This is a genomic window from Oleiphilus sp. HI0125 (genome assembly GCF_001635355.1).
In genome coordinates this window covers 1-270 of record NZ_LWGF01000344.1, presented here as the reverse complement: position 1 = coordinate 270, position 270 = coordinate 1, and the positions used below count along the sequence as shown (strand labels likewise).

General features: G+C 43.3%; 1 pseudogene. It reads left to right on the top strand.

Going from position 1 to position 270, the window contains the following annotated elements:
• Positions 1-270: pseudogene (locus tag A3762_RS27095) on the top strand (tail-specific protease); the annotation flags it as partial.

Sequence of the window (270 nt, the reverse complement as noted above, 5' to 3'; positions counted from 1 at the left end):
TAGCACAAGCAGAACAGGCACCAGAATTAGTTCCAGAAAAATCACAGCGTGAAGCAAGTGTTCATATCGCACGTTCTCTCCTTCTAAGCCACTATCGTAAACAAGATATCGATCGCGAATTGTCGAAACGTGTTTTTGAGCACTACTTAGATTCTCTTGATGGACAGCGCCTGTACTTCCTTCAATCAGATATCGAAGAATTTGAACCTTACCGCAACCGTCTCCATGGTGCCTTGAAAACTGGCCAACTAGAACCAGGATTCAAGATTT